Origin of the sequence: Enterococcus sp. JM9B (assembly GCF_009933265.1) — a bacterium.
Taxonomy (GTDB): Bacteria; Bacillota; Bacilli; order Lactobacillales; family Enterococcaceae; genus Enterococcus_C; species Enterococcus_C songbeiensis.
Genome location: NZ_MAEK01000012.1, coordinates 1 through 19,664, shown reverse-complemented (window position 1 = coordinate 19,664; position 19,664 = coordinate 1). Strand labels below are relative to the sequence as shown.

Genomic DNA, 19,664 nt, shown 5'->3' with positions numbered 1-19,664 from the left:
GTTTAATGTTTAAAAAAGGGCAAAAAGTAAAAATTCACGGAAAATTTATCGTCAAAACGATTGGCGATGAATTTGTTGAATTGGATCCGTATTTGCAAGGTGGGTTACCATCCGCAGAAAAATTCGAAAAGCAAGGTTTTACGGAAGTTACCGAAAGCGGACAAGTCAAAGATTTTGACGGGTTTGCAGTCGGTGACTTCTTTGCTTTAGACGGAACATTTTCTGTTGTTCGGTCAAACGAAATCTTTTGCAAATTGATAGTTGGAACCCAAATGGTGTCCGTGCCAATCAACAAAGTCTTGGAGGTGGAGTAAATGGTAGTAAGCTATTCAGGGATTGCTGGTCGAAGAGGGAAGAATCCTACAAAAATCGTCATTCATAATGATGGTGGCAGCAAAAATGCCAAGGCTTCTTTTTACAAATCATGGTTAGAAAATCACAATCCCGAGTTGGGTTTTGCTCATTATTATGTCGCCGAAGACGGAACCTATCAGGCGGAAGCCGATGGTAACTCAGCATGGCATTGTGCAAACTCTGTCGGAAACAGAGACTACTTGGGAATTGAGGTTTGTCAGTCTCTAGGAAGTGAATCCGTCTTTAAAGCAAATGAACAGAAGGCTTTTAAACTTGCCGCAACGCTATGTAAAAAATACAAGCTAAATCCGTCTGTCGCAATTTTCCCTCTACATCGGGAATTGAGTTCAACGGATTGTCCGCATCGATCATTTGCACTTCACGGTAAAGCAATTGTAGCTGTTAAAAATTACTATGTAGAACAGGTGAAGAAATATTTTGGTAGTACCAGCTCAGGTTCTAGCTCATCAGCTGGATCTAGTTTGGCCAAAAACACGAAACCTCTCAAAGACGGAAAAGTTGGCGATTTAGTCAAAGTCTATGATGCGTTGTATCGAGATTCCACGGGAGCTGGTAGATCAACAGCTAAGCGTGGTAAGCAAGGACGGATCAAACGAATCGTTGCCAATAGCAAAAAATATCTGGTGGAAGATTGGGGCTGGGCTCATCCGAATGATCTGCAGCTGATAAAACGGGCTACTGGATCAACATCAGTTAAGCTGCCAGCAGGTTTTTCGAAAGAGGAGGCAACGTTTGTCAACGGTGATACTCAGATCACCACTCGGACAAATAAACCAAGTCTGAAAGGCACGGTCGGCAAAGCGCTAAAACCACATGAAAAAGTTGCGTACCTTGGATGGAAAGTATCAGAAGGGTATACGTGGATCTATACGAAGGACAAACGCTATATCCCTGTTCGACTAGTCGGAAAAGCGGCATGGGGAACATTTAAGTAATCAAAGACCCTCTTACTCAATCGAGTAGGAGGGTTATTTTTTTGGCAAATATTTCTCTTCAAGGTATTTTCGGTATTCGCGCGCTTCTTCTGCGGTTTGGAATCCTTTCTTGTGATAGTCAATTCCTTTATAAACGTCCAAATTTTTCCCCGATAATCATTCTGATTCTCTTTCTGATATGATTTTTTCCCAATACTCGCTGATTTTAATCGCATTCGCTAGTGACATGTTCACGATTTCGCCTTTTCCGTTTCTGTAATTCGTGATATTCATGCGACTGATTCCGGTTTCTTTCTCAATTTGCCAAGCGCTGATGTCAGATTCGATCAGCGCTTGAATATTGTCGATATTAACGATTGATGACATAAATCATATCACCGTCCACAAATTCCAAATCGTTATACTCAAAGTTTTCGTCATCATATTGTTTTAAATATTCAACTTGTGATTCTTCAATTTTCAACGCTTTAGCAACTTCTTTTTCTGATTCATAGCTTGTTGCATAAACTTCTTTCCCATTTTCTAATAAAGTCATCAATTCTTCTTTTTTCATTTTTATTTCCTCCTTTGAATTTGTCTCTTGCTTGATTACATATTTATTATATCGTAAATACATATTTACGTCAATACATATTTACGAATTAATTCAACTTTTTTTAATTTATTTCAAAAAAATAAGCCTGCCAGAGGCAGACTAATAAATTTTATGTGGCATATGATTCTCAGCCATTTCCTTCATTATCCACGTTTGACCCAAAACTCTGTAATCTCTCACAACAAACTGATTTCTACTATTATATAGTCCCGAAATGACTATCTTAGTATTCTCCGCCACGTCCGCTAGAAACGAGAGGGAGTGTGCAGCAATCAGACAGTTGCAGTCGTCCAGTTTAAAATAGATGAGCGGTGTCTTGCTCGTCGTGTTTAGTATCTTGATTTTTGTTACGATTCCAGATTTTTTTAACATATAGATCACCTCAGCTTAAATCAGACCATTTCTTTTCCTCAAAAAATTCTACGCTACGTATCTCATCATAATCGACTTTCTGACCGCTAATAAACACACCTAGTTCATCATATCCTTGTATCTTTCCGGTAACGTCAGGTGAGTATAAACCTTCTTCGTTCATCTCTTCTTTTTGGATGGCAACGGCTCTATTTTTTAATTTCGCTTCATATAATATGCGATCAATCTCGTCTTTTGTCATAAGCTCTTTAGCCGGCCAAATAAATTCGCGTTCCTTTTTCTCATTGGCCATCATTGCCGTGTGCTCAGAAATCATAAAGCCGTTATCCCATTTTAATCTTTTCCGGTCTTGGTATACGTGTAAGGGCATATCAACCAGCTCCTGTCATTCATTGCTTTAATTATACGAACGTATGTTTCCTTTTGTAAAGCGAACAAAAGGTTAAGTTTGATTGTTCTGTTATCTTAAAAACAAGGGGAGTAAACACATCGGAAAAAGTTACAAAAACATTGCTTGCCCAAAATTTGACCAAAACTTTTTCATCTTTTTATGTTTTCTTATGCTTTTTGAAAAAATAAAACCCTGATAAAAGTTGATTTATCAAGGTTTTTCGAAATTAAAATATTTTCTAAAATGTACTTATAAGGAGAGTACAGGATTTGAACCTGCGCGCCGGTATTAGCCGGTTCGACGGATTTCGAGTCCGTTGCATTACCACTCTGCCAACTCTCCGGGTCCTTCTTTATTTTCTACATTTTCAGCCTTTTGTCAAGAAAAACTTCAACGGCAATCACTGTTCAGCGATCCAAATGAGGAACTGAAGGTGATTGCCGTCGAAGTTTCGAGGTGGAAAGATTGCCAACATTTATCGTTGCAATTGTTTTGACGAAATCTTTCGTCAAACGTGGAAGGCAGGAATCGAACCTGCATACCCAAAAATTTCGGATGAGAAGTACCAACCTTCCTCCACAGCATGTTCCCATACCTTTGGGAATCAGCTAAACGTCTTGCTTAAAGATTGTGTTCCTGATCATCTGAATCCACCAGTGGCTGAGGTTCTTCTTTTTTCAAAAAACGAATCAGAAGAAATGTACATAAACCTAAAGCAAAACCAATTTGTAAAAGATTGAGCAACATACGAATCATTCCTTTCTTGTTGAGATGATTGTATGAAGTCAACCTAAACTGCAGCTTAAGTTCAGTAAAAATTTCTTTGCTCCTAAAAAAAATACGAGATATCTAAAAGAAAAAAACCGACCCACAGAAGGTATACTCCCGTGGCTCGGTCATCAAACACAATCAAAAGTTGTTTGGCGCGTGAATTAAATGGCTAAATGGGTTTCTAAATACTCAGCAAGCCCATCTTCATCATTGGTTTTTTCTGTAATATCATTTGCAGCAGCTTTGGCATCGGTAGTTCCATTTGCCATCGCCACACCTAAACCGGCGTATTCCAACATTTCCAAGTCATTGTGTTCATCCCCAAATGCAATGATGTCTTTTCGGTCGATATGTAGGGAGTTGGCGATAATCGATACGCCATGAGCTTTTTGAATTCCTTTTGCCACGACTTCTAAAATTGCGTTGGGCCCGCCCCATGTACGCACGTCCACGAAATCTGCGAATTGCTCATTTAATTTTTGAGACACTTCAGCTGCAAACTCATTTTTTGTTTGAATCAGCATGGAGGTTGGGTTTGTTTTCAAATTTTGCAGCAAATTATTTTCCGTAGCCTTCGCAGAGGCGAAAAATTTAGGGCTGAAAAAATTCAAGTCGTCAATATAAAACGTATCACGATTTTCAGCGGCTACAAAGTCTAAATTCAGGCGTTGTTTTTGCGCTAAAATCTCAAATACAATCTCTCGGTTGATCAAGGTTTCTGATTCCTGTGCCCATTGGTGGTAAGGCAAATGGACCAATGCACCATTGAAGTTGACCATGGGTGTTTTTAAAGCCAGCTGTTTATAAAAACCTTCGCTCATTCTGAAAGGTCGTCCAGTGGCAATACTGACAACGTGACCAGCTTTTGTGGCTTTTGCCAAAACCTCTTGGGTTCGAGGGGTAATTTGTGAGTCCCCGTTTAATGTCGTACCGTCTAAATCGATAGCGATCAATTTTGTATTCATATAAACACTCCTTATTCATTTTGGAAAACGAACTTTTCTGGAAGAAAAATTCACGGGACCTGCCTATTATTTTTCTAAAAAATTGAGAAGAGGGAAGAATCCATTTCTTTTCCATATGTCGCTTAAGTGTATCACATTTGCCGAAGAGGGCAAAATCTTGTAAAAGAAAAGCGCTAAGACTTACGATTTTCTTAGTTAAAGAGCAAAACACGAACGTTTTATAAAAAAATTAAGAAATAAATCAATAAAACATTGTAAAAAGTCTGGGAGATTCCTATAATTTGTAATTGTTAAGAGAATCGGCAAGTTATTTCCGAACTTTTTTGTTGATTCGCTAAAAATAGAGTGGGGGAAAAATTTTCATGGACAAGTTTTTCAAATTAAAGGAAAACAACACAACTGTTTCAACTGAAATCGTAGCAGGGCTGACGACCTTCTTTGCGATGAGTTACATTCTTTTCGTTAATCCGTCAATTTTATCGGCATCAGGAATGCCCTTTCAGGCTGTCTTTTTGGCAACCATCATTGCCTCCGTTATTGGAACACTGGTTATGGGACTTTTTGCCAACGTACCTTACGCGCAAGCTCCCGGTATGGGGCTGAATGCCTTCTTTACTTTTACTGTAGTCTTTGGGTTAGGTTATAGTTGGCAACAAGCATTAGCAATGGTTTTCATTTGTGGACTTATTAATATTTTTATTACTGTAACAAAAATCAGAAAGCTGATCATTCATGCGATTCCTGAAAGCATGCAACATGCGATTGGTGGCGGAATTGGGATCTTCGTTGCTTATGTTGGTTTAAAAAATGCCAATCTCTTGAGCTTTTCTGCTGATTCAGCAGTTATTACCAGCAGTGCTGTTGAAGGAGAAAAAGCCGTTAATGTAACGATGAACGGGGGCGTTGTTCCAGCATTGGCAAATTTCAACAATGCACCAGTGATTTTAGCGGTAATCGGATTGGTTTTGACAACGATTTTAGTTGTAAAAAACGTGCGAGGCGGCATTTTGATCGGAATCGTGGGAACCACAATAATCGGGATCTTTATGGGTGTTGTCGATCTGAGTGCAATTGATTGGCAAACCAATTCATTAGGAAACTCGATTAAAGAATTAGGCACAACGTTTGGGGCGGCCTTTGGTTCAGAAGGGATGCAATCTTTGTTTAGCGATTCATCAAAAATTCCTCAAGTATTGATGACCATTATTGCTTTTAGTTTATCCGATACCTTCGATACGATTGGTACATTTATCGGAACTGGTCGACGGACTGGGATCTTTTCTCAATCAGATGAAGCAGCGTTGGAAGACAGTCAAGGAATGAATACTAAAATGGATCGGGCATTGTTTGCTGATGCGATTGCAACATCCATTGGGGCGATTTTTGGAACATCCAATACAACGACCTATGTGGAATCAGCCGCCGGAATTGGTGCGGGTGGACGGACTGGACTGACTTCGGTTGTCGTGGCAGCCTTGTTTGCAATCAGCAGTTTCTTCTCGCCGTTAGTTTCAGTTGTACCAGCACAAGCAACGGCACCTGCTTTAATTTTAGTTGGTGTGATGATGATGGCTTCCTTCAAAGATATTGATTGGAGCAATTTAGAGGATGCAGTGCCTGCTTTCTTTGCTTCGATTTTCATGGGACTTTGTTACAGTATCTCTTACGGGATTGCAGCAGGCTTCATTTTCTATACGATTGTAAAAGTAATCAAAGGGAAATTTTCTGAAGTCTCGCCAATTTTATGGGTAGTAGACATCCTGTTTATTCTTAATTTTATTATTCTTGCGATTTTATAAAAAATAGCCCATTTCTACAAGCGTGGATTTTTCCTTTATGGAAATTCTGCGCTTGTTTTTTGGCTTTTGACGAGATTTAGCGTTTGGCAGTTTCACTCTTTTCAAAAATAGGATAAGATAGATTAGTAGGAAAGAAGGTAGTGTAATGAAAGTAGATTGGAAACGGAATTTGATGATCTCGTGGATCGGCTGTTTTTTCACGGGGGCAAGTTTCAGTTTGGTCATGCCATTTATTCCATTATATATTGAACAACTTGGCACGCCAAAAAATCAAGTAGAATTATTTTCCGGATTGGCAATCTCCGTGACTGCATTTGCATCTGCGATCGTTGCACCAATTTGGGGGAATTTAGCGGATCGTAAAGGGCGTCGTCTGATGATGATTCGAGCAGCGGCAGGGATGACCTTTAGTATGGGATCGTTGGCGTTTGTACCAAATGTGTACTGGTTACTGATTATGCGATTTATGACGGGAATTTTATCCGGCTATATTCCAAATGCGACAGCATTAATCGCATCACAAGCACCAAAAGAGAAAAGCGGCTGGGCACTGGGAACTTTGGCGACAGGAGCGATTGCGGGAAATCTGATTGGTCCATCAATGGGCGGTGCGTTGGCACAAGGTTTTGGGATGGAAAATGTTTTTATTATTACGGGTGTTGTTTTGTTGATTACAACGATTTTAACGGTACTATTAGTAAAAGAAAACTTTGTACCGATTGAAAAACATAGCATGCTGACGGTCAGAGAAATTTTTGATCGAGTCGACAATGTGCAAGTTTTAGTAGGACTGTTTGTTACGTCATTGATCTTACAAGTAGGAGTGACCAGCATCAGCCCGATTTTGACGTTATACATACGGCAACTGAGTGGAAATACCACCAATATCTTATTTGTTAGTGGACTAATTGTTTCCATCGCTGGTGTTTCGGCGATTATTTCTTCGCCAACTTTAGGAAAAATTGGTGACAAAATCGGTAATCATAAAGTTTTGCTGGGTGGGTTGGTACTGTCCTTCTTTTGTTTCATTCCCATGGGATTTGTCAAAACACCATTTCAATTGGGTGCCTTAAGGTTTCTTTTAGGCTTTTCAACTGGGGCGCTGATGCCTTCCATCAACACATTGATCAGTAAAATCACTCCACCAGAAGGAGTCAGTCGGATCTACAGTTACAACCAAATGTTTTCCAACTTTGGTCAAGTCTTAGGACCAATGGTTGGTTCAACAGTTGCCCATGGTTTTGGCTATCGTGCAGTATTTTGGGTGACCAGTGGTTTTGTTTTAGTCAATATCGTTTTATCAACATTTAATTTTCGTAAAATTTTGCGAGTCAAAATCTAAAGCAGTATTTTGGGCTATAAAAAAAGAGAAAGGAATGTTACTTCCTTTCTCTTTTAAACAAATTAGCGGGCCGCTTTTTTGGGCGTTGCGATTGTGCCAATCAAGAGGATAAACACACCGGCAATCATTGAAATGATTGTGGTCAGCATAAAATCATATGTTCCGCTAGCTAGGGAGCTTCCGATATAGCCGACAACCTGTCCTAAAATAAAGGTCCAAAATAATGTGACAAGATAGCGCATCAAGACACCTCTTTTCCAAGTGCATAGTGATTTCTCGACTATAGTGTACCATATTTTTTCAAGTTGTAAACATTTCAAGCATTTTCAAAAAAATTTTCTTGGGGGCAGTAAATAATGGATTTTCCTCAATTATATACGATTTCTTCTTATTCATTACTGCAAAGTACGTTGCAGATTCCCCGACTTGTTCAGGAAGCAAAAAAGCAGGGATATCAGACAATCGGGCTTTGTGACCGGAATGTGTTGGCAGGAGCGGCTGAATTTTATCAAGTCTGTCAAAAAGAGGGCATGCAGGCAATCATCGGGTTGCATTTGGACTATTTTTCAGATGTACAGGGAAATGAAAACGAACTCTTATTATTTGCAAAAAATTTAGCCGGGTATCAAAAATTAATCCAGCTTTCCAGTGAAAAGATGATCACAGGACAAGTTACACTTGAAAAATTTGGCAAGTTAACTGACTTAATCGGGATTTTTCCTGAAAGAAATGAGCCGATCTACTTGAAGGGAAGCCAAGGGATTGCTGAGGAACGGTTAAAAGAAATTAAAGAACTTTTTGAAGCAGGGAATCTTTACTATGGGATTTCTCCTCAATTTCCTCTTGAGGAAGAATTGGTTGATTGGTGGCAGGAAAATGGTATTCCTCCTTGTGGTATTTATCGGGTAAATACAGCTGAGGAGGATGAGCTTCCGGCCATTACCGTAATGGAGCACATTAAAAACGGCACACAGTTGGAAGATTTCCAACAAATCACTGTCGCTTCCCAGAATTCCTGCTTACAACCAGTCGCTGAGTTGACCGCTCATTTCTCAGAAGAAGCTGTGGAAAATGCAATTCGCGTCGGTGAAGCCTGCCAATGGACATTTCCACTGCATCAAACACTTTTGCCACATTACCCTGTGGAGCAACCCAGCGGGGAATTTCTGAAAGAACTCTGTTGGGAGCGACTGCCTCAACGAGTAGAGACACCCGATGATCGCTATCAGCAACGTTTGACCTATGAATTATCTGTTATCCATCAAATGGGGTTTGATGATTATTTTCTAATTGTTTGGGATGTAATGGATTTTGCCCATCAGCAAAAAATCGTCACTGGTGCTGGTCGGGGATCGGCCGCCGGTTCGCTGGTGGCGTACGTTCTCGGCATTACTGATGTGGATCCGATCCGCTATCAATTGCTTTTTGAGCGTTTTTTAAATCCGGAACGCTACACCATGCCGGATATTGATCTGGATATTCCCGATAATCGCCGTGAAGAGGTATTACATTATGTTCAGGAAAAATACGGAAAATTTCAAGTAGCACAAATTGCGACTTTCGGAACAATGGCGGCAAAAATGGTGTTACGGGATGTCGGACGAGTTTTTGGTTTATCGCAAAGTGAAGCCAATCGTTGGTCAAAAGCAGTACCGAATGCCTTAAAAATGACACTGAATCGAGCATATCAAGAATCTGCGAAACTGCGGGAATTAGTCGAGAGCAGTGAAAAAAATTCCCGGATGTTTCAGATTGCGCAACTTTTAGAGGGATTGCCGCGACATGTGTCAACCCATGCTGCCGGAGTAGTCATTAGCGATCAAAATCTGCTGAACTTCATTCCTTTGCAGGAAGGTTCGGAAGGAATTTTACTGACGCAGTTTACGATGAATGATGTCGAAGCCGTGGGTTTACTGAAAATGGACTTTCTGGGACTGCGGAATTTATCAATTATCGACAATACCTTGCAGGGAATTCAGCGAATCACCGGCAAACAATTTTCGCAAAAAAACATTCCTTTAGATGATATGGCAACGCTGCATTTATTCCAGAGGGGAGATACAGCCGGAGTGTTCCAGTTTGAATCAGCAGGGATTCGAAATGTATTGCGACGGTTAGAACCTGAAAGTATTGAAGATATTGCTGCTGTCAATGCGCTTTATCGACCAGGACCAATGCAAAACATTGATGCATTTATTAAACGCAAAAAAGGTTTGGAGAAGGTTTATTACCCAGATGAGAGTTTGCGCCCGATTTTAGCAAATACTTATGGTATCATGGTTTATCAAGAACAAATCATGCAGGTCGCTTCAAAGCTGGCTGGATTTACCCTTGGGCAAGCAGATATTTTGCGACGGGCGATCAGTAAAAAGAAAAAAACGATTCTTGATGAAGAACGGCGACATTTCATTGATGGTGCTATGAAAAACGGTCATGATAAAAAAACAGCTGATAATGTTTACGATTATATCGAACGTTTTGCAAATTATGGCTTCAATCGTTCCCATGCATTTGCGTATTCCTTTGTTGGGTTTCAAATGGCATATTTGAAAGTTCATTACCCTGGTCCATTCTTTGCCGCCTTGCTGCATTCGGTTCGTCATAATCCCACCAAGGTTAAGGAATATTTGAATGAGGCGAAGAAACGCAAGATTCAGATTTTGCCGCCGTCCATCAATCACAGCAGCTATAGTTTTCAATTGCAGTCTTTAACGGTTATCCGGTTTGGATTAAGCAGTTTGAAAGGGAGCCGCCGGGATTTTGTGACGGAGATTTTGCAGGAGCGCAAGAAAAATGGACCCTTCACTTCTTTTGATCAATTTTTGACCCGCATCGATCGGAAGTGGTTGAAGGAAGAAGTCTTGCGCCCGTTGATTGAAATCGGTGCATTTGATGAATTGGAACCTCATCGCCGGCAATTGGCATCAGAAATAACAGGGAAAATCCAAAATGTTCAGTACAGCGGCGGCAGTCTTGATTTGCTGGATGTGATGACGTTGAAAGCACATGAGGTTCAGGAATATCAACTGGAAGAAAAATTGGCGTTGGAAGAAAAGTATCTAGGCGTCTATCTATCCGGACATCCGGCAGAACAATTTACCCGTGTGCAACGAGCAAAAGGGGTTCGTAACGTAACCGAGATTCTGCCAAATCAAAAAATTCATCTATTGCTTTACTTGCGGGAAATTCGAGAGATTCGAACAAAAAGAGGCGAGCAGATGGCTTTTATTGAAGGAAACGATGCCAGTGGGGAAGTCTCGGTAACGATTTTTCCAGAGTTGTATCGCCAGATTCGCGGAATTATTTCAGAAAATGCGGTAGTGTATGTCGAAGGAAAAGCGGAGGTCAGCAAATATAACGGCGAAATACAGGTGATTGCTGACAAGGTAGAATTAGCAGCGACAATCGAAGCGGCGATTCCTCAAGTAACTTGTTACTTGCGAATCACGGCGGAAAAAGAGGAGCCGGATCGTTTGAACCAACTGTATCGGTTGATTCAAGAAAATATTGGACCGATTCCTGTGGTATTGTACTATGCAGCAAGTGAAAAAAAACGGATACTAAATGAAGAGTATTGGGTTACCGATAAGCCCTTGTTTAAAAAGCAGTTAGGGGAATTATTGGGAACAGAAAATGTTGTTTTCAAGTAATTTTCAGCAAAAAATTAATCTTGTTTTCATTTTTTGCGATTAATTACACGTAATTCAAGACAAGGACCAAATTTAATGTTAAAATGTAACTCGTGATTAATGCCAAAATGGTATTACTTAGGGCGACCTAAGAAAAGTATAATTAATGAGGTGAATGTGTAAATGAAGCGCATCGGAATCTTGACTAGTGGTGGAGATGCCCCAGGTATGAACGCAGCCATTCGCGCTGTGACCCGCAAAGCCATTTTTGATGGCCTTGAAGTATACGGAATCAATTACGGTTTTGCCGGATTGGTTGCCGGAGACATTCGTCGTTTAGACGTGGCTGATGTTGGTGATAAGATCCAACGAGGAGGAACCTTCTTATATTCTGCGCGTTATCCAGAATTTGAATTTGAAGAAGGACAATTGAAAGGTATCGAACAATTGAAAAAATTCGGTATTGAAGGATTAGTTGTTATTGGCGGCGATGGTTCTTATCATGGCGCAATGGCACTGACAAAACGTGGATTTCCAGCAGTAGGTATCCCAGGAACAATCGATAATGATATTCCAGGAACTGATTTTACTATCGGTTTTGATACAGCAATCAACACAGTTTTGGAATCACTTGACCGCATTCGCGATACAGCGACTTCCCATGTTCGGACATTCGTGATCGAAGTAATGGGACGCGGAGCTGGAGATATTGCGTTATGGTCTGGTGTTGCCGGCGGTGCTGATGAAATCATCATTCCAGAACACGAATTTGATATGGCAACTGTTGCCAAACGAATTCAAGAAGGTCGCGACCGCGGCAAGAAACACTGCTTGATCGTTTTAGCTGAAGGTGTCATGGGCGGTAATGAATTTGCTGAAAAACTTTCAGAATATGGCGATTTCCATACACGGGTTTCTATTTTGGGACACGTTGTTCGTGGGGGTTCACCAAGTGCCCGTGATCGTGTTTTAGCCAGCAAGTTTGGTGCTTTTGCCGTTGATTTGTTAAAAGAAGGCAAGGGCGGTCTATGTATTGGTATTGAAGACAACAAAATGGTTGCTGCCGATATTATTGATACCTTGGAAAACAATAAACACAAACCAGATGTTTCACTGTATGATTTGAATAAGAAATTGTCATTCTAATTTGCAGCCTAACCCCGTAAAAAAGCTTAACAGCTATTTTAAATAAAGAATAGGAGCGTTCAGTAATGAAAAAAACTAAAATCGTTAGTACTTTAGGACCAGCAAGTAATAGCGTAGAGATTATTTCTCAACTTATCGAATCAGGAGCTAATGTATTTCGTTTCAACTTCTCTCATGGAGATCATGAAGAACAATTAGGTCGTATGACTCTTGTTCGTGAAGCCGTTCAAAAAACAGGTAAAGATGTAGCCCTTCTTTTAGATACAAAGGGTGCAGAAATCCGTACAACCGTTCAAGGAACACCTGACGGAAAAATCAAATTTGAAATCGGCGATGTTGTTCGTATTTCAATGGATGGCGAACATGTTGGATCAAAAGAAAAAATTGCGGTAACTTACCCTGGTTTGTTCCACGATGTACACGTTGGCGGACACGTATTGTTCGATGACGGCTTGATTGACATGAAAATCATCGAAAAAGATGAAGCAACAAATGAAATCGTTACTGAAGTACAAAATGCTGGTATCTTAGGTTCTCGTAAAGGGGTTAACGCTCCTGGCGTATCTATCAGCCTACCTGGTATCACTGAAAAAGATGCGGACGATATTCGTTTTGGTTTAGATAACGATATCAACTTTATCGCTGCAAGCTTTGTTCGTAAAGCACAAGACGTTTTAGATATTCGTCAAATTTTAGAAGAAAAAGACATGACACATGTTCAAATCTTCCCTAAAATTGAATCACAAGAAGGAATCGACAATATCGACGAAATCATCAAAGTTTCTGACGGTATCATGATTGCTCGTGGGGACATGGGTGTTGAAATTGCGCCTGAATTGGTTCCTATGGTTCAAAAACGAATCATCCAAAAATGTAATGCTGCCGGTAAAGCAGTTATTACAGCAACTCAAATGTTAGAATCCATGCAAAAAAATCCTCGTCCAACACGCGCAGAAGCATCTGACGTTGCCAATGCCGTATTTGACGGAACTGATGCTACAATGCTTTCTGGTGAATCAGCAAATGGTGATTACCCAGTTCAATCTGTTGCTACAATGGCTCGTATCGACCAAGAAGCAGAAAAAGCTTTGTCAGAACTTGGTTCATTCCAAATCAACGAATTTGATAAAACAGACGTAACAGAAACAATTGGTTTGTCTGTTGCTCGCGCTGCGAAAAACTTAGGCGTGAAAACAATCGTTGCTGCAACTGAATCAGGTTACACAGCAAAAATGATTTCTAAATACCGTCCAGACGCTGATATCTTGGCTGTTACATTTGACGAACGCACAAAACGCGGTTTGATGATGAACTGGGGTGTTTATCCAACAGTTGCTGAAAAACCATCAACAACAGACGAAATGTTCGATCTAGCTGCTAAAAAAGCTGTTGAACTAGGTTTTGCTAAAGAAGGCGACTTGATTTTGATTACTGCTGGTGTTCCGGTTGGTGAACGTGGAACAACAAACGTTATGAAAATTCAAATGATCGGTTCAAAACTTCTTGAAGCACAAGGCGTAGGCCAAAAATCAGTTGTTGCGAATGCCGTTGTTGCTCATTCAGCTGAAGAAGCAAATGCAAAAGCAAAAGACGGAATGGTTCTTGTTGTTCCAACAACAGATAAAGAATACATGCCTGCTTTTGAAAAAGCAGCTGCAGTTATCGTTGAAGAAGGCGGTTTGACTTCTCATGCAGCCGTTGTTGGGATCGCAAAAGACATCCCAGTTATTGTTGGTGCAAAAGAAGCAACAGCAACGATTGAAGATGGCGAATTGATTACCGTTGATTCTCGTCGTGGAATCGTTTATCGTGGCGAAACAACAGCTATCTAATAACAAAATAGTAGGGCTTTAGTGCAGGAAAAACTGTGCTTAGAACCGTTTTGTTGAATGTAGCGAAACAGTTGTCTTTTAGACAGTTGTTTCGCTTTCTTTATTGGATGGTTCAAACAAAAAAGCTTGGATTTAATGGAGAAAACGCTTAGCAAAAGAACGAAACAGGGTGTCAAGAAAATTTCATTGACAAAGAAAAATATGCCCTGTATAATAGCTTTTGTTGCTTAGAGGTGATGAAGAAATGAAATGGTCTTTATTGGAATTAAAAAAACACCAAGAGACACCCCTTCTTTTTTCCGATACGCTGGAACTAAAAAGCGAATTGATGGAAAGAGATAATCAAATACTTGATGTTGCTCCTATTGCGGTTGATGGTTTGCTGACAGTCAGCTCGTCTGAATATTTAGTACACTATTCGATACGTACGGTGCTCACAGTACCTTCTTCCAGAAGCCTGGAACCTGTTGCTTTCCCAATGGATTTGACTGTTGACGAAATCTTCATGACACCAGAGCAGTACCAACATCGTTCAGAAGCGTTTCCAGAAGAAGATGTCCTGATTTTAGAAACTCAGACATTAGATCTTTTTGAATCAGTTATGGACAATATTCTGTTAGCTATTCCGTTGCAGGTTTTATCTGAAGAGGAACAACAGGCCACCGAACTTCCGAAAGGCAGTGACTGGGTCGTTCTTTCCGAAGAAGAATATTTGCGTCAGAAAGAGGCGACAGAACCTAAAATTGATCCTCGTCTTGCCAAGTTATCTGAATTATTGGATCATCCAGAAGATGACGAAAAGTAAGATTGGAATAAATGAACAGCAAATTTGCTGTTTTGACTAAACAAGGAGGTGTAACACAATGGCAGTACCAGCTAGAAGAACGTCAAAAGCGAAAAAAGCAAAACGTCGTACACATTACAAATTGACGATCAACGGTTTGAACGAATGTCCAAACTGTGGTGAATTGAAGAAGAGCCATCACGTATGTGCAAACTGCGGTTACTACGATGGTAAGGATGTAGCAACAAAAGAAGCATAATTCTCTTTTTTTCAGAAAAGAGAACCCAACCCCCAAGACTAACCATGGAGTCTTGGGGGTTTTTGATCTTTTTTTATATTTCTAGTAGTGATTGGTTTAATTGATTTTTGTTTTAGGCTATAATAAAAAAGATAAAATGCTTCAAGGAATTAGGAGGAATGGAAATGACAAAACAGCAAATCGGTGTTGTCGGCATGGCCGTCATGGGAAAAAACTTGGCGCTGAATATTGAAAGCCGCGGTTATTCTGTCGCATTGTTCAATCGTACAGGTTCAAAAACAGAAGCTGTCGTAAAGGAACATCCAGATAAAAATTTTAAAGCGACCTATACAATAGAAGAATTTGTTGATTCAATCGAAAAACCTCGCAGAATTTTGCTGATGGTAAAAGCCGGAGCAGCAACAGATGCGACAATTCAAGAATTATTGCCTCATTTAGACAAAGGCGATGTTTTGATTGACGGTGGGAATACTTTCTTCAAGGATACCATGAGAAGAAATGAAGAATTGGCAAACTCAGGAATCAACTTTATCGGAACTGGTGTTTCTGGTGGAGAAGAAGGTGCGTTAAAAGGGCCATCCATCATGCCTGGCGGGCAAAAGGAAGCCTACGATTTAGTAGCACCAATCTTAGAACAAATCTCGGCTAAAGCAGAAGATGGTGCGCCATGTGTGACTTATATTGGACCAAACGGCGCCGGGCACTATGTAAAAATGGTGCATAACGGTATTGAATATGGAGACATGCAGTTGATTGCTGAATCCTATGATTTGATGAAAAATATTCTTGGGTTAAGTGTTGATGAAATGGCAGAAATTTTCAAAGAATGGAACCAAGGCGAACTAGACAGCTATTTGATTGAAATCACAGCAGATATTTTGACTAGAAAAGACGATCTTGGCACCGGCCAACCAATCGTAGATGTCATTTTAGATGCAGCTGGAAACAAAGGAACCGGAAAGTGGACTAGCCAAAGTGCATTAGACCTAGGTGTACCACTCCCATTGATTACTGAATCAGTCTTTGCCCGCTACATTTCTGCCTATAAAGAAGAACGGGTGAATGCAAGCAAAATTCTACCAAAACCTGTTTATGAATTTTCTGGCGACAAAAAGGAATTGATTGAAAAAATTCGTGAAGCATTGTATTTCAGCAAAATCATGAGTTATGCTCAAGGATTTGCTCAATTACGGGTTGCTTCAAAAGAATTTGACTGGGAACTGCCATTTGGTGAAATTGCTAAAATTTGGCGGGCTGGTTGTATCATTCGGGCACAATTTTTGCAAAAGATTACGGATGCCTATGAAAAGACACCGGATCTTGAAAACTTGTTGTTAGATGATTACTTTGTTGAAATCACGAAGAAATACCAACAAGCCGTACGGGAAGTTGTTGCGTTAGCTGTTCAGGCAGGCGTACCAGTACCAACCTTCTCATCAGCGATTGCATATTTTGATTCGTATCGTTCCGATCGTTTGCCAGCGAATATGATCCAAGCACAACGGGATTATTTTGGTGCACATACCTACGAACGGACGGATCGTGAAGGCATTTTCCACTACAGCTGGTATCACGAAGAATAATCGATCAAAAACAGACAAGAGGTACCGAAAACCGATAAGTTTTCGCGTACCTCTTTTTTAATCGTTTCTTTCATGATAAAATGGCTATAGCATTTTAATAACTAAATAAAAATTGGACAATTTTTTTAGAATAAAAAGAGAGAAGGATTAAAATACAAATGAGTAATATTCTAATCATTGAAGATGAAAAGAACTTGGCGCGTTTTGTAGAATTGGAATTGAAACATGAGGGGTATAATGCAGAAGTCCACTACAATGGACGAACAGGGTTAGATGCTGCATTAAATAATGATTGGGATGCCATTTTACTAGACTTGATGTTGCCGGAATTAAACGGCTTGGAAGTTTGCCGCCGTGTTCGCCAAGTAAAAAACACACCGATTATCATGATGACAGCACGGGATTCAGTAATCGACCGCGTTTCTGGCTTAGACCATGGTGCAGATGATTATATCGTCAAACCATTTGCCATTGAAGAATTATTGGCACGTTTGCGTGCATTGTTGCGCCGAATTGATATTGAAGGCGATAAGAATGTCGCAAAACAAACTACAATTACCTACCGGGATTTAACGATTGAAAAAGAAAATCGGGTGGTCCGCCGCGGCAATGAAGTTATTGAATTGACAAAACGCGAATACGAACTGCTTTTAACATTGATGGAAAATGTCAATGTCGTATTGGCACGTGATGTATTGCTTAACAAAGTTTGGGGTTACGAGACAGAAGTGGAAACGAATGTCGTTGATGTTTATATTCGTTACCTACGTAACAAAATCGATGTTCCCGGAGAAGAAAGCTACATCCAAACAGTCCGCGGAACTGGTTATGTGATGCGTTCGTGATCAAATTTAAAGAAAAGATCTCTTCGAAAGGACTAAAAGGCCCATCTTTGACTATCAAATGGGCTTTTGCTAGTTCTTTCTTTATATTTGTCGTTTTTACGATTTTTGCCGTGATTACCTATAAATCTTCTGTCAATCTGATCGTGGCGAAAGAACGGAAAAATGTGGAACAAACAATCTCTGGTGTTGCCTCACGTCTAGCCAATGCAGACAGTGAGCTGACTTTGCTGAATACCTATCGAAATTTGACCAATAATTCTTCAGATGAAAGCAGTCTTTATGATCGAACATCAACGGTTGAAGGAAACCTAATGAAAATTGATCCCTTCATTTCTGAGTTGGGACAGGATGCTTTGAGTTTGTATGTCTATAACCTTGAAGAAAAGCTGGTTTTCAAAACCCATTCGGAGAGTCTGAACTTATTTCAGGAAAAAAGAAAAGATCCTACCATAATTACGCTTAATGGAATCACCGGATTTTTATCAATTCAACCGATTTATTCAAAAGATACCACCCATAAAATCGGCTATGCACAAACTTTCTATGAACTATCCTCTTTTTATGAGATTCGCAGTAAGCTTTTGTTTACTCTGATTGTTCTTGAAGTAATTTCGCTTATTTTGAGCAGCATATTGGGTTTCTTCCTTTCGGCCTATTTCCTCAAACCTTTGAAAGTTTTGCGGGATACAATGGATACCATCCGAAAAGATCCAGAATCAGACGCCCACATGCCGGAGATCAATACGAATGACGAGTTAGCCGATTTAGCTGAAATTTTTAATGAGATGCTGGATCGAATGCGCACCTATATCGAACAGCAAAAACAATTTGTCGAAGATGTTTCCCACGAGTTGCGAACACCAGTGGCAATCATGGAAGGTCATCTGAGTATGTTGCAACGCTGGGGCAAAGATGATCCGGAAGTTTTGGATGAATCAATTGCGGCAAGCGTTCAAGAACTGAGACGTATGAAGAGCCTTGTTCAGGAAATGCTCGACCTATCTCGTGCAGAACAAGTGGATATCCAATATACTCATGAAACAACCAATGCAAAAGAAGTCACTTATCAAGTGTTCAATAATTTTAAAATGCTCTATCCGGAATTTACATTTACCTTAGACGACGATTTAACGGATGAAGCCATTTTAAGCATCTACCGCAATCACTTTGAACAAATCATCATCATTATTCTGGATAATGCTGTGAAATATTCCACAGAACGAAAAGAAGTCCATATTTCGATTTCTAGACAGGGGAATGAATTTGAATTAGCCATCCAGGACTTTGGCGAAGGTGTTTCCGAGGAAGATTTGAATAAGATATTTAATCGATTCTATCGGGTTGATAAAGCTCGTGCCCGAACCAAAGGCGGCAATGGCTTAGGCCTATCAATAGCGAAACAACTTCTTGCCAGCTATAAAGGGCGAATCGCAGCCGAAAGTGTCGTAGGTCAAGGGACCATTTTTAGAATTTATATCCCAATTCAACACAAAAAATAAAAAAGAAACAGTCAAAAACGGATGGCTCCTCTTCAAATGAGAGTCTCCCAACTGGCTGTTTTTTTGTTGGATACAAAAAGCTCACACTCTTTAGATAAAATCAATTTAAAAAAATACGAATGATAATATTTTTAAGACAGTTATCGTTTGATAATTATACGCAAAACCAGTGTATTTACTAGATATATCAAAAGATAATTCGTTTTATAAAAAAAACAAAATTCTTCGCAGTTTTCAGTTGATTTTTGTGATTATACTTGCTATATTATTAAATGTTCCGATGTGAGCGGGGCGAAAAAGAATTACCACTTATTTTAAAAATAGTTGTTGACTATCAAAAATATCCATGGTAATATAACAAAGTCGTTTTAATTAAATAGTTCTCAATACTGATTTAACAGCGAAAATTATTTAAAATGTTGTTGACAAATAACAATTAATACGATAAACTTACAGAGTTGCGTTGAGTTCTTCGGCAGCTTTGCCGATTAACAAAAATCTTCAATTTTTAAAGAAAGTTATTGACAATCACTTGTCAATCT

The 19,664-nt window shown here is 39.8% G+C and carries 17 protein-coding genes and 1 tRNA gene; 12 read left to right on the top strand and 6 right to left on the bottom strand.

The genetic code is table 11. The annotated features are described in order from the left end of the window. The first annotated feature begins 5 nt into the window (after positions 1 to 5). Together BAU16_RS03610 and BAU16_RS03605 are read left to right on the top strand one after the other, a co-directional pair. Entirely contained in the window at positions 6 to 314 is a 309-nt protein-coding gene (locus tag BAU16_RS03610; protein ID WP_161526429.1) for a hypothetical protein, read from the top strand. After that, positions 315 to 1,310 carry an N-acetylmuramoyl-L-alanine amidase gene (locus BAU16_RS03605; RefSeq protein ID WP_161526428.1) on the top strand — a complete coding sequence of 332 codons (996 nt, stop codon included), beginning with the start codon at positions 315 to 317 and terminating at the stop codon, positions 1,308 to 1,310. Between the two features lie 156 nt (positions 1,311 to 1,466). Here BAU16_RS03605 and BAU16_RS13535 read toward each other — a convergent pair whose 3' ends face one another. From BAU16_RS13535 to BAU16_RS03585, 5 genes are all read right to left on the bottom strand, one after another. Further along, complete coding sequence (locus BAU16_RS13535; RefSeq protein WP_202621234.1) at positions 1,467 to 1,676, bottom strand: XRE family transcriptional regulator; 210 nt, start codon at positions 1,674 to 1,676, stop codon at positions 1,467 to 1,469. Continuing rightward, positions 1,660 to 1,863, bottom strand: a complete 204-nt coding sequence (locus BAU16_RS03600) for a hypothetical protein (RefSeq protein ID WP_161526427.1) — start codon at positions 1,861 to 1,863, stop codon at positions 1,660 to 1,662. The genes BAU16_RS13535 and BAU16_RS03600 overlap by 17 nt, the downstream gene beginning before the upstream one ends. A 424-nt stretch (positions 1,864 to 2,287) precedes the next feature. Beyond that, positions 2,288 to 2,647 (bottom strand): hypothetical protein, encoded by a 360-nt coding sequence (locus BAU16_RS03595; protein WP_161526426.1) that lies wholly within the window; start codon positions 2,645 to 2,647, stop codon positions 2,288 to 2,290. Between the two features lie 275 nt (positions 2,648 to 2,922). Further along, positions 2,923 to 3,010: transfer RNA gene (locus BAU16_RS03590), tRNA-Ser, on the bottom strand. Positions 3,011 to 3,600: 590 nt separating this feature from the next. Continuing rightward, positions 3,601 to 4,404: a Cof-type HAD-IIB family hydrolase gene (locus BAU16_RS03585; RefSeq protein ID WP_048604163.1), complete on the bottom strand. Its 804-nt coding sequence runs from the start codon at positions 4,402 to 4,404 to the stop codon at positions 3,601 to 3,603. 362 nt (positions 4,405 to 4,766) lie between these two features. Between BAU16_RS03585 and BAU16_RS03580 the strand changes: the two genes are divergently transcribed. Further along, entirely contained in the window at positions 4,767 to 6,203 is a 1,437-nt protein-coding gene (locus BAU16_RS03580; RefSeq protein ID WP_161526425.1) for an NCS2 family permease, read from the top strand. Between the two features lie 145 nt (positions 6,204 to 6,348). Then, positions 6,349 to 7,545 carry a multidrug efflux MFS transporter gene (locus tag BAU16_RS03575; RefSeq protein ID WP_048604165.1) on the top strand — a complete coding sequence of 399 codons (1,197 nt, stop codon included), beginning with the start codon at positions 6,349 to 6,351 and terminating at the stop codon, positions 7,543 to 7,545. 62 nt (positions 7,546 to 7,607) lie between these two features. On the opposite strand, the gene BAU16_RS03570 is transcribed toward BAU16_RS03575, so the two are convergent. Beyond that, positions 7,608 to 7,787, bottom strand: coding sequence for a YjzD family protein (locus BAU16_RS03570; RefSeq protein WP_048604166.1), 180 nt, complete (start codon positions 7,785 to 7,787; stop codon positions 7,608 to 7,610). A gap of 114 nt (positions 7,788 to 7,901) precedes the next feature. On the opposite strand from BAU16_RS03570, the gene dnaE reads away from it, so the two are divergent. From dnaE to BAU16_RS03530, 8 genes are all read left to right on the top strand, one after another. Next, on the top strand, positions 7,902 to 11,195 hold the full coding sequence (gene dnaE, locus BAU16_RS03565; protein ID WP_161526424.1) for a DNA polymerase III subunit alpha: 3,294 nt from the start codon (positions 7,902 to 7,904) through the stop codon (positions 11,193 to 11,195). Between the two features lie 162 nt (positions 11,196 to 11,357). After that, complete coding sequence (gene pfkA / locus BAU16_RS03560) at positions 11,358 to 12,320, top strand: 6-phosphofructokinase (protein WP_048604168.1); 963 nt, start codon at positions 11,358 to 11,360, stop codon at positions 12,318 to 12,320. 65 nt (positions 12,321 to 12,385) lie between these two features. Beyond that, positions 12,386 to 14,152 (top strand): pyruvate kinase, encoded by a 1,767-nt coding sequence (gene pyk, locus BAU16_RS03555; protein WP_048604169.1) that lies wholly within the window; start codon positions 12,386 to 12,388, stop codon positions 14,150 to 14,152. 244 nt (positions 14,153 to 14,396) lie between these two features. Next, complete coding sequence (locus BAU16_RS03550) at positions 14,397 to 14,957, top strand: YceD family protein (RefSeq protein WP_048604170.1); 561 nt, start codon at positions 14,397 to 14,399, stop codon at positions 14,955 to 14,957. 58 nt (positions 14,958 to 15,015) lie between these two features. Next, complete coding sequence (rpmF, locus tag BAU16_RS03545) at positions 15,016 to 15,195, top strand: 50S ribosomal protein L32 (protein WP_048604171.1); 180 nt, start codon at positions 15,016 to 15,018, stop codon at positions 15,193 to 15,195. 164 nt (positions 15,196 to 15,359) lie between these two features. Next, positions 15,360 to 16,778 (top strand): NADP-dependent phosphogluconate dehydrogenase, encoded by a 1,419-nt coding sequence (gene gndA, locus BAU16_RS03540; protein ID WP_048604172.1) that lies wholly within the window; start codon positions 15,360 to 15,362, stop codon positions 16,776 to 16,778. A 158-nt stretch (positions 16,779 to 16,936) separates the two neighbouring features. Beyond that, positions 16,937 to 17,623 carry a response regulator transcription factor gene (locus BAU16_RS03535; protein WP_010738750.1) on the top strand — a complete coding sequence of 229 codons (687 nt, stop codon included), beginning with the start codon at positions 16,937 to 16,939 and terminating at the stop codon, positions 17,621 to 17,623. Further along, positions 17,620 to 19,122, top strand: coding sequence for a HAMP domain-containing sensor histidine kinase (locus tag BAU16_RS03530; protein WP_048604173.1), 1,503 nt, complete (start codon positions 17,620 to 17,622; stop codon positions 19,120 to 19,122). The genes BAU16_RS03535 and BAU16_RS03530 overlap by 4 nt, the downstream gene beginning before the upstream one ends. Positions 19,123 to 19,664 lie beyond the last annotated feature (542 nt).

Bases quoted from the DNA above. Each gene is read 5' to 3' on its own strand.
- BAU16_RS03610 (WP_161526429.1), top strand. From the start codon at position 6: ATGTTTAAAAAAGGGCAAAAAGTAAAAATTCACGGAAAATTTATCGTC.
- BAU16_RS03605 (WP_161526428.1), top strand. From the start codon at position 315: ATGGTAGTAAGCTATTCAGGGATTGCTGGTCGAAGAGGGAAGAATCCT.
- BAU16_RS13535 (WP_202621234.1), bottom strand. From the start codon at position 1,676: ATGTCATCAATCGTTAATATCGACAATATTCAAGCGCTGATCGAATCT.
- BAU16_RS03600 (WP_161526427.1), bottom strand. From the start codon at position 1,863: ATGAAAAAAGAAGAATTGATGACTTTATTAGAAAATGGGAAAGAAGTT.
- BAU16_RS03595 (WP_161526426.1), bottom strand. From the start codon at position 2,647: ATGCCCTTACACGTATACCAAGACCGGAAAAGATTAAAATGGGATAAC.
- BAU16_RS03585 (WP_048604163.1), bottom strand. From the start codon at position 4,404: ATGAATACAAAATTGATCGCTATCGATTTAGACGGTACGACATTAAAC.
- BAU16_RS03580 (WP_161526425.1), top strand. From the start codon at position 4,767: ATGGACAAGTTTTTCAAATTAAAGGAAAACAACACAACTGTTTCAACT.
- BAU16_RS03575 (WP_048604165.1), top strand. From the start codon at position 6,349: ATGAAAGTAGATTGGAAACGGAATTTGATGATCTCGTGGATCGGCTGT.
- BAU16_RS03570 (WP_048604166.1), bottom strand. From the start codon at position 7,787: ATGCGCTATCTTGTCACATTATTTTGGACCTTTATTTTAGGACAGGTT.
- dnaE (WP_161526424.1), top strand. From the start codon at position 7,902: ATGGATTTTCCTCAATTATATACGATTTCTTCTTATTCATTACTGCAA.
- pfkA (WP_048604168.1), top strand. From the start codon at position 11,358: ATGAAGCGCATCGGAATCTTGACTAGTGGTGGAGATGCCCCAGGTATG.
- pyk (WP_048604169.1), top strand. From the start codon at position 12,386: ATGAAAAAAACTAAAATCGTTAGTACTTTAGGACCAGCAAGTAATAGC.
- BAU16_RS03550 (WP_048604170.1), top strand. From the start codon at position 14,397: ATGAAATGGTCTTTATTGGAATTAAAAAAACACCAAGAGACACCCCTT.
- rpmF (WP_048604171.1), top strand. From the start codon at position 15,016: ATGGCAGTACCAGCTAGAAGAACGTCAAAAGCGAAAAAAGCAAAACGT.
- gndA (WP_048604172.1), top strand. From the start codon at position 15,360: ATGACAAAACAGCAAATCGGTGTTGTCGGCATGGCCGTCATGGGAAAA.
- BAU16_RS03535 (WP_010738750.1), top strand. From the start codon at position 16,937: ATGAGTAATATTCTAATCATTGAAGATGAAAAGAACTTGGCGCGTTTT.